We start from the raw sequence: 9,935 nt of genomic DNA on the forward strand, positions 1-9,935 counted from the left end.
AGACAGATACAATGAAGTAAACTATTTTTGTACTGAATGGTAATAAAATGGCACAAAAAGGTAGACCACGAAATTATGATAGCCATGAAGCGCTAAATAACATCATGGCGTTATTCTGGCGCAAGGGGTATTCCGCGACTTCACTTGAAGATTTGGTTGACGTCACCGCGATGAAAAAGCCGAGTCTCTACGCCGCTTTTGGAAACAAAGCGCGACTGTATGAATTAGCAATGGCACGCTTTGGTGAAATTGCGCAGGCACATTACGCAGCAGCACTTGCAGCCCAATCGCCAAATGAACCATTGTTCGCACGACTTAGCCGTTGGCTTCGTGCTACTGTCTCCTTGTATAACGGAGTAGACGGTAAGACGGGCTGTATGGTGCTCTCTACTGCCGTAGCCGAAACCGATGACCCACAGGTACAAGCCTTCCTAAAAGACGTTATCCTTGCACAGGAGACGATGCTTATCACTTGTATCGAAAAGGAAAAATCGGCCTTACGTGAACCTGAAAATGCGCGATTACTGGTAAAAACACTTATCGCATTACTGCATTCAGTATCGCTACGAGCGAGAGCGGGCGAAACAGAAGAGGAGTTGTCCGCGCTAATTGATGCGGGAGAGATGGTGCTGCGTGCAACGCTAGTTATACCAGAAAACACCCAATCAACGTCATCCCCTTAGAAAACAAAAATGGGTAATGTTGTCAGCAAACTCACTGACCAACATTACCCATTAACATCTTAATTTTAAGAGAAAATTACTTCTCTAAATTCTCTTTATATGACGGGAAGCTCATCTCTTTATAACGGATAATCGAGGTTTTTTTCACGATTTTATATCCGAACCAGATAGCTAAGAATAGAGGAATACCGATATAGGTTGCGGTAACGCCTACCCAGTCAATTTTATCTTCTAAGAAAGCTTGATAGTTTTGACCCAGTGTAATCACTAAGCACAGGATAAAAGCAAAAATTGGCCCGATTGGGAAGAAACCTGAGCGGTATGGCAAGTCATTAAGATCTCTACCTTGCGCAATATAGCCTCTTCTGAAGCGGTAATGGCTGATGGCAATCCCTAACCACGCGATAAACCCAGTCATACCTGACGTGTTTAATAACCACAGATATACCGTTTGGTTACCAAACATTGAGCTTAAGAAGCACAGACCCGCCACAACCGTGGTTGCCAGCAATGCATAACGTGGTACGCCACCTTTAGAGAGGCGAGCAAAGATTTTCGGCGCTTTACCTTCACGAGCTAAGGTGTACAGCATACGCGTTGAGGCATACATCCCGGAGTTACCCGCAGAGAGAACCGCCGTTAAGATAACGGCGTTCATCACCGCTGCCGCTGATAATAAACCTGCATTCTCAAATACTAGTGTAAATGGACTTACGCTAATATCTTTCACGTCGTTACGCAGTAAGCTTGGATCAGTGTAAGGGATAATTAAGCTGATGATTAAAATCGCGAAGATATAAAACAGCAAAATACGCCAGAACACTTTACGCACCGCACGAGGGATATTTTTCGCTGGATCTTTTGACTCACCCGCCGCAATACCGATTAATTCAGTACCTTGGAATGAGAACCCTACGATCATCGCCACACCAATCATTGCAGAGAAACCACCTGCAAATGGTGCATCACCAATTTCCCAGTTATGCCAACCTGCGTTTTCTGCGCCGTTCATAATGCCGAAAATCATCAGCACGCCAACGACGATAAAAATAACCACCGTGGTCACTTTGATTAGCGAGAACCAATATTCTGCTTCACCGAAGCCTTTTACGGAAATGTAGTTTAGTAAGAAAATGATTGCTAAGAAGATAGCACTCCAGATCCAACCTGGGGTATCTGGGAACCAGTAGGTCATCACTAATTGCGCAGCCACAAGGTCAACCGCGATAGTCACCGCCCAGTTGTACCAGTAGTTCCAACCTAATGCGAAGCCAAAGCCTTCATCAACATATTTTGCGCCATAAGTCGCAAAGGAGCCAGAGACTGGCATGTACGCAGCTAATTCACCTAAGCTGGTCATTAAGAAGTACACCATTAAACCAATAATGGCGTATGAGAGGAGCGCTCCACCCGGTCCAGCTTGTGCTACTGTGGCACCGGATGCCACAAATAAACCGGTTCCGATGGAGCCGCCAATTGCGATCATCGCGAGGTGGCGAGCTTTTAGTTCTCGACGTAATCTTGGTCCGCCGCTCATCGATGTCGTTGTATGTTGTTCTGCCATCTGTTCCCTGTATTTTATTTTCAGTCAATAACGCGGGGGATTCTAACAAACTCAAACGGCAGAACTAAGCAACTCTTTGCTGTTATAAGATACCTTCATAATCCAGCGATAATTATTAGCAAAACACGTTATAGTGAATAAAACGTCAATTACAATAATCCAGCAGATTCGTTATCGCGTTAGAAAGATGCTTCTGACGGTGATAAATCAGGTATAACGTACGCTCAAGTTGTAACTCTTCCACTTCAAGCTCCACCAGCGTGCCATTCTCTAATTGCTCCGCAATCACACGTCGAGATAAACAGCTGATACCCATCCCAAAACGTACCGCATGTTTAATCGCTTCAGAATTACCTAACTCCATTAAAATATGGAATCCTGGAAGGTGAGCAAAGAGTAGTTGATCTAGTACATCGCGCGTACCAGAACCTCTTTCACGCAAGATCCATGGCGCATCTTTTAACTCTTTTAAAGTCACTTTTTTTTGTGCTAATGGGTTACTTGGTGCGGAAAACACCACTAACTCATCTTTTAACCACGGTTTTGAAATAAGCTCAGGACTGTGGCAAACCCCTTCAATCAGCCCCACATCAGCCCGAAACTCCATCACGCCTTTAATGACTTCCTCAGTATTTCCGATAAATAATTCCAGTGGAATTTCAGGATTATCATGACGGTACCCGGCTAAAATCTCAGGCAACATATAGTTACCGATTGTGGTACTTGCCGCCAAACGAACTGCGCCCATCTCTTTTTTGAACAGTTGCTCGACTTCAAATGCTTGTTCTAATAACGCTAATGCCTTTGGGTAAAGTAGGCGCCCATGTTCGTTAGTGACAAGTCGTTTACCTACACGGTCAAAGAGTTGCACACCTAATTGCCCTTCCAAGTCAGTCAGTGAAGCGCTCACTGCGGACTGCGATAACGCTAATAATTGCGATGCTTGCGTCGTGGAGCCACTTTTTAATACTTCCGTGAAAACTTCAAGCTGCCTCAGTGTAATACGCATACAGAAAGCTCCAAGATGATTATGTAGTTGTAATAATATTGTTAATATTAATCATTTATTAGCAATATACCAGAAGAAACTCTTAATCTGTTTTTTAGATAAATAATACAAAAACAATCAATTTAGATTATTACATTTTTTGTTATATGCTTATTCCAACTTAATCTAAGTCGTCATAAAGAGTGTAGTCATGGATAAAACTGGAACCAAAGCAATCACACAAAATAATTCATTCCCTATTCTAAAACTTGTTCCGGGGATCATTTTAGCGGGAATTTTAACAGCCATTGCCATATACCTTGGTGAACAATCATGGTTTATGGATATCGGGCTGGGCGCGCTCACTCTGGCTATTCTTCTTGGTATTTGTGTGGGAAATACCGTTTACCCTGCGATTAGTACAAGTAGCGATGCAGGAATTAAATTCGCTAAGCACTATTTTTTACGTGCCGGTATTATTTTGTATGGCTTTCGCCTGACTTTTCAGCAAATTACCGACGTGGGAGCCACAGGACTGATTATTGATGCGCTCACATTAACCTCAACTTTTTTCTTAGCTTATTGGCTTGGTAAAAAAGTATTCAAACTTGATGATGAAACCACCATGTTAATTGGTGCGGGTAGCAGTATTTGTGGTGCCGCTGCCGTAATGGCAACCGAGCCGGTCGTTAAAGCATCCGCAAGTAAGGTCGCAGTTGCCGTTTCAACCGTGGTGATCTTCGGTACCATTGGTATTTTTGTCTACCCATGGTTATATCAGTTAAATGCGCATTTCGGCTGGATCCCTGCGACTCAAGAAACGTTCGGGATTTATATCGGTTCAACCGTACATGAAGTCGCCCAAGTTGTTGCCGCAGGTCATACTATTGGTCCAGATGCAGAAAATGCTTCTGTGATAGCGAAAATGTTACGCGTGATGATGCTGGCGCCGTTTTTAATTATCTTATCTGCATTTATTAGCCGTAAAAATGCGGCCAGCACGCAAGAAGGCACCCAAAAAAGTAAAATTACGATCCCTTGGTTTGCGGTGATTTTTATCTTGGTCGCCGCGTTTAACTCATTCAACTTATTACCTGAGCAACTGGTTAAACAAATTATTACGTTAGATACCATCCTATTAGCGATGGCGATGGTGGCATTAGGGTTGACAACGCATGTCAGTGCGATTCGACAAGCGGGGATCAAACCTTTATTGATGGCTGCTATCTTGTTCGCTTGGTTAATTTTCGGCGGTATCGTGATTAACGTTGTTATTCAGTCGGTGTTTTAACCCTCATTTTCTATTCGCTAAGTTTGTCTCCTTTTTTGAGCCGCTTTTATAAGCGGTTCTTTTTTATTGGTTTCATTTCTTTAGTTATTAATGGCATACTCCTGAAAAAAGGAGTCAATCATGAAATATGTTGGAGCACATGTCAGCGCCTCTGGCGGCGTAGACCAAGCAGTCATTCGCGCCCATGAAATTGGAGCCACCGCATTTGCTTTATTTACCAAGAATCAGCGTCAATGGAAAGCAGCCCCCCTTAGCGACGAAGTAATTAAAAGCTTCAAACAAAACTGCGCTAAATACGGTTATGGGAAGCACCAAATTTTACCCCACGACAGTTATCTCATTAATTTGGGGCACCCTGAATTTGAAGCATTAGAGAAATCTCGCGTCGCTTTTATTGATGAAATGCAGCGTTGCATGCAATTGGGGATTGACCTGCTGAACTTCCATCCCGGCAGCCACCTGAAGCAAATTGAAGTTGATGATTGCCTAGCCCGCATTGCAGAATCGATCAATATCGCCTTAGAAGAAACTGAAGGCGTTATCGCCGTCATTGAAAATACTGCAGGACAAGGGACAAATCTTGGTTTTGATTTTACGCATCTAGCTAAAATCATCGAACGCGTGAAAGATCAAAGCCGTGTCGGTGTTTGTATTGATACTTGCCATGCCTTTGCCGCAGGTTATGACTTGCGCACAGCAGAAGATTGCGAGAAAACATTCCAACAATTTTCTGATATTGTGGGCTTTGAATTCTTAAAAGGTATGCATCTTAATGATGCGAAAAGTGAATTTGCCAGCCGTGTTGACCGCCATCATAGCTTAGGTGAAGGCAATATTGGCTATGCACCATTTAGCTATATTATGAAAGACCCACGTTTTGATGGTATCCCGCTGATTTTAGAGACCATCAATCCCGATATTTGGTCACAAGAGATTGCATGGTTAAAATCGCAACAAAATAGCTAAGACAGCTAATAGACAAAAACCATCGCAAACAAAAAGGCGGCCTTCTATAGCCGCCTTCTCAATGAAATAATCGTACAATATTTACAATGATTTCATCTCAATTTTCGCCATCATATCTGCCAGCTTATTACGATTTTTTAAGCCAACATCTGGCTGAGAAACCGATAACGCAGAAATTGCGGTCGCCATACGGAGTGTATGCTCGCTAGTCTCACCATTTAATAAGCCGTAAGCTAACCCTGCAACCATTGAATCCCCAGCACCTACCGTACTGACAACCTCACATTGAGGCGGCTTTGCAAGCCAAGATCCTGAAGCATTTACCCAAAGAGCGCCTTCTTCACCTAGGGAAATGACCACGTGAGAAATACCTTTATCACGCAGCTCATGTGCCGCCGCAATAACATCTTTTAAATCAGGTAATTTGCGCCCTACCCATGTTTCTAACTCTTGACGATTAGGTTTAACTAACCATGGGGATGCTTTCAGACCCGCTTTTAATGCTTCGCGGCTACTATCAAAGATAATACAAGGGCATAATTGACGCAGACGAGTCATCCAACGTGTGAATTCTTCAGGTTCAATCCCATTAGGTAAACTTCCGCTTACCACCACCATGTCAAAATGACCAAGCCAATTAAGGGATTCTGTGGAAAAACGGTTCCAATCTTCTTTACTGACATCAAAACCAGAGAAATTAAAGTCTGTCGACTCACCGTTATTTTCTGTGAGCTTAACATTAATGCGCGTACGACCTGGCACCATGCTAAAGCGGTTTGCCATGCCATTTTCACTAAAGAAATGTTGGAATTCTTCTTGGTTGTCCTTACCCATAAAGCCGCTAACAGTGATATCAATACCGAGGTCACGCAGGACTTTTCCTACATTAACCCCTTTGCCTCCAGCATTGAGACTAGCGGTCTTAACTAAATTGACTTCACCGACTTCGATGGAAGGGCATAGCCCCACAAGGTCATAAGCAGGATTTAATGTAATTGTAGCAACCCGGCGAGTCATAACCACTTATCTCCCTTATCATTATTGTCTTCGTGCAGACGGTCTTATCACAAGATTTTCAGGGCATAGTTATAACACTAATAACTGTTAGTTTCAGTGATATTTGTATTTTTTCCTGATTGTAATTTTAAAGTAACGTGGCAAAATTCTTTCCTTTATAAAAATAAGAAGAAGGAAAAATAATGTCGGATCCTCAATATGTTGTTGTTGGTGTCGGCGTACTGATTACTAACGCCCAAGGGCAAATTCTCCTAGGTAAACGTAGCAGTCAGCATGCGCCTTACTGGTCTATTTTCGGAGGACATGTTGACCCAGGAGAATCTTTCGAAGCCTGTGCAATCCGTGAAATAAAAGAAGAGATTGGTATTGATATCGAGACCCCAACCGTATTTGGTATCAGCAATAATATCGAAACCTTCCAACAAGAAGGAAAACATACCGTTTCCATCTGCATGCATGTGGAATATAACGGAGAAAAAGCCCCACAGATCATGGAATCGGATAAATGCGAAAGCCTGTTGTGGATCTCCCCAACTGACCCATTACCTGAGCCTCATTTTGAAGCTAGCCGTAATACCATTGAGCTATGGCTCAACAAACGCTTTTATCAGCCTCACCACTAAACCCCATATGCACAAATTTTATCCTATTTGTGCATATAGTAATCACCATTAATTATTTTTTATTTTATTATCTTTTAGATGTTTACATTATTTCAGTCCTAATGTATCGTTCAGCTAGTACAGTGAAACAATCATTCAGGAGTCATCATGGAAGCCGATGTAACAAAACCACCAAAGCGCCCCTCTATTTTAGGCGGTTCAATGATCATAGCCGGTACCGCAGTCGGTGCAGGTATGTTTTCTATTCCGATGGTGACTTCAGGTGTTTGGTTTTCCGGTTCAGTTGTCTTACTGATCTACACATTTATCTGTATGTTATTATCAGGATTAATGATTTTAGAAGCCAATATGAATTACCCTGCAGGTGCTAGTTTTCATACCATGGTAAAAGATTTATTAGGCTCCGGCTGGAATACCATTAATACCCTCTCCATTACGTTTGTATTATATATTTTGACCTATGCCTATATTTCGGCAGGTAGTTCAATTATTACAGAGAACATTTCTCAATATGTTCAAGTTCCACAAGCACTCTCAGGCTTTGTTTTTGCAGTCGTTATCGCGTTTTTTGTTTGGTTATCTACCCGCGCGGTTGATAGGTTAAGTACGATTTTAATTGGTGGGATGGTGATCACGTTCGTCATGTCTATTGGTGGCATGGTCACAACCGCTTCGCCTTTAGTTCTCTTCGACCAATATGAAAATAACCACAGTGAATATTTACCTTATGCATTAGCTGCATTGCCTTATTTACTGACCTCTTTTGGTTATCACGGTAACGTGCCGGGATTAGTGAAGTACTACAATAAAGATAGCCGTAGTGTCATGTTGAGCTTAGTCTACGGTGCAGGAATTACCGTCACTATCTATATCTTATGGCAGTATGCTATTCAGGGTAATATTCCGCGCTCATCCTTTATTGCGATCAGAGAAAATGGTAACAATATTGGTGCGTTACTGAATCAAATGAATATTTCCGCACAGAGTAGCTTTATTTCACAATTTTTAACGCTGTTCTCTTACATGGCATTAGCTAGCTCGTTTTTAGGCGTATCCCTCGGCTTATTTGATTTTATCGCTGACTTCTTTAAATTTAACGATAGCCATCAAGGGCGATTTAAATCAGTCATTATTACTTTCTTACCGCCAACAGTTTTAGGTTTAGCGTTCCCTGACGGCTTTATTTATGCCATCGGTTTTGCAGGACTTGCAGCCACTATTTGGGCGGTCATTGTCCCTGCCATGATGGCAAGAGCAAGCCGTAAGCGTTTTCCTAATAATAGCTATCGAACACCCGGCGGAAGCTTTGTGATTGGGTTCGTCATTTTATTTGGTTTGATTAACGCAGCAGCCCATATTTTGTCTCTGTTAGGTTTATTGCCTGTTTATTAAGTTATTCAAAGACAATCATTGGTTAAAAAGAGATCCCTAGCGTGAAAACTAGGGATTTTTTTGATGTTAACATCTTGCCTAATCCCTTATCTGCGAGTAATTTTGTCGAACTCTTTTTGACTAATAACAAAGAAGGTTATTTATGGCTAAGGCCAACGAAATCAAACGTGGTTTTGCAATAAACTACAACGGGAAATTACTGCTGGTTAAAGACATTGATATCCAATCCCCAAGCGCTCGTGGCGCAAGTACACTGTATAAAATGCGCTTTACCGATATCAAAACCGGCCAAAAAGTTGAAGAGCGCTTCAAAGGCGATGATATTTTAGACACAATTTCACTCACTCGCCGTGCGGTAAGCTTCTCGTATATTGATGGTGATGAGTATGTGTTCATGGACAATGAAGACTATACCCCATATATCTTTAAAAAATCTGATATTGAAGAAGAGCTGCTATTTATTCCTGAAGAAGGTTTACCAGGAATGCAGGTTTTAACAATGGATGGGCAAGTGCTAGCACTTGAATTGCCACAAACTGTCGATATGGTGATTGCTGAAACAACACCAGGTATTAAAGGCGCTTCTGCAAGTGCTCGTACTAAACCTGCAACAATGCCGACTGGCTTAACAGTTCAAGTTCCTGAATATTTAACTACCGGTGAAAAAATCCGTATTCACATTCCTGAACGCCGTTATATGGGGCGTTGTGATTAATTATTTTGCTCTATTTTCTCAGTATGAAAATAAGCTTACATTACCTATGGGCATTCCGCCCATAGGCGTCATTATAAATAAACATCACTCATCCTAGAAACGCATTCCATTTAACATTCAAAAATTAATATAAAAATGACAATTTAGTTATTAGTCATAAATAACCGTGTAAACCCCTATTTTATTTTCCTTATTAATCCATTTGAATGTTTGAGTTCCTTTATGATTTGGAAGTACAGTTCCTTTTTCAGTCAATTTATTAAACTTTACTGACGTCGTTTTAACGGCTCCATCATCATTCCAACATTTTGTATCAATACTCTGTTCAATACTCGTGATAACGCAAGGTGATGCGACAATCGCGCCGACAAAGTGGATAGTACCTGATGCAACGGGTTTTGCTTCGCTATGTGTAGAGGCTTTAGCGTGCATACCGAATGTTAATGCCATTAAAGAAAATACTGCTAATGTTATTTTTTTTACTGAGTGATCCACAAGAATTTCTCCGCTTAAAATTAAGTTATCGTCAATTACTAGAATTTATTTACATCTAATTGATGCGTTGTTTAATAAATTTCGGATATAAGCTTAATTTGAGTAGGGAAATAGTTATTTCACATATGGTCGCCATTTTTTATTTTTAGAAACCCGCAAAGGGAGGTAAGATTTTTAGTGTTTAAAATTTAACTTATATAC

General features: G+C 41.5%; 10 protein-coding genes. 6 read left to right on the top strand and 4 right to left on the bottom strand.

The features are described from left to right. Window positions 1-47: 47 nt before the first annotated feature. A complete protein-coding gene (locus tag JK188_RS14500) occupies window positions 48-683 on the top strand; it encodes a TetR/AcrR family transcriptional regulator (protein WP_211885964.1) in 636 nt (211 codons plus the stop codon). A gap of 76 nt (window positions 684-759) precedes the next feature. Here JK188_RS14500 and JK188_RS14505 read toward each other — a convergent pair whose 3' ends face one another. After that, the gene (locus JK188_RS14505; protein ID WP_036953029.1) at window positions 760-2,247 is read right to left on the bottom strand and encodes an amino acid permease; all 1,488 of its coding nucleotides are present in this window, start codon (window positions 2,245-2,247) and stop codon (window positions 760-762) included. 145 nt (window positions 2,248-2,392) lie between these two features. Beyond that, the gene (yieE, locus tag JK188_RS14510) at window positions 2,393-3,256 is read right to left on the bottom strand and encodes a DNA-binding transcriptional regulator YeiE (RefSeq protein WP_036953026.1); all 864 of its coding nucleotides are present in this window, start codon (window positions 3,254-3,256) and stop codon (window positions 2,393-2,395) included. Between the two features lie 190 nt (window positions 3,257-3,446). Between yieE and JK188_RS14515 the strand changes: the two genes are divergently transcribed. Next, a complete protein-coding gene (locus JK188_RS14515) occupies window positions 3,447-4,526 on the top strand; it encodes a YeiH family protein (RefSeq protein WP_211885965.1) in 1,080 nt (359 codons plus the stop codon). A 120-nt stretch (window positions 4,527-4,646) separates the two neighbouring features. Continuing rightward, window positions 4,647-5,492: a deoxyribonuclease IV gene (gene nfo / locus JK188_RS14520; protein WP_211885968.1), complete on the top strand. Its 846-nt coding sequence runs from the start codon at window positions 4,647-4,649 to the stop codon at window positions 5,490-5,492. Between the two features lie 81 nt (window positions 5,493-5,573). On the opposite strand, the gene fruK is transcribed toward nfo, so the two are convergent. Beyond that, the gene (gene fruK / locus JK188_RS14525) at window positions 5,574-6,509 is read right to left on the bottom strand and encodes a 1-phosphofructokinase (RefSeq protein ID WP_036953017.1); all 936 of its coding nucleotides are present in this window, start codon (window positions 6,507-6,509) and stop codon (window positions 5,574-5,576) included. A 182-nt stretch (window positions 6,510-6,691) separates the two neighbouring features. Here fruK and JK188_RS14530 point away from each other — a divergent pair, with 182 nt between their 5' ends. The 3 genes from JK188_RS14530 to yeiP all read left to right on the top strand — a co-directional run bounded on the left by JK188_RS14530 (window position 6,692) and on the right by yeiP (window position 9,239). Then, a complete protein-coding gene (locus JK188_RS14530) occupies window positions 6,692-7,132 on the top strand; it encodes a nucleotide triphosphate diphosphatase NUDT15 (RefSeq protein ID WP_211885969.1) in 441 nt (146 codons plus the stop codon). Window positions 7,133-7,279: 147 nt separating this feature from the next. Then, complete coding sequence (gene mtr, locus JK188_RS14535; RefSeq protein ID WP_211885971.1) at window positions 7,280-8,524, top strand: tryptophan permease; 1,245 nt, start codon at window positions 7,280-7,282, stop codon at window positions 8,522-8,524. Between the two features lie 142 nt (window positions 8,525-8,666). Next, on the top strand, window positions 8,667-9,239 hold the full coding sequence (gene yeiP, locus JK188_RS14540; protein WP_036953010.1) for an elongation factor P-like protein YeiP: 573 nt from the start codon (window positions 8,667-8,669) through the stop codon (window positions 9,237-9,239). Window positions 9,240-9,389: 150 nt separating this feature from the next. Here yeiP and JK188_RS14545 read toward each other — a convergent pair whose 3' ends face one another. Next, complete coding sequence (locus JK188_RS14545) at window positions 9,390-9,734, bottom strand: hypothetical protein (RefSeq protein ID WP_108477942.1); 345 nt, start codon at window positions 9,732-9,734, stop codon at window positions 9,390-9,392. Window positions 9,735-9,935: the final 201 nt, after the last annotated feature.

This window comes from Providencia sp. JGM181 (assembly GCF_018257375.1).
Classification (GTDB): domain Bacteria; phylum Pseudomonadota; class Gammaproteobacteria; order Enterobacterales; family Enterobacteriaceae; genus Providencia; species Providencia lanzhouensis.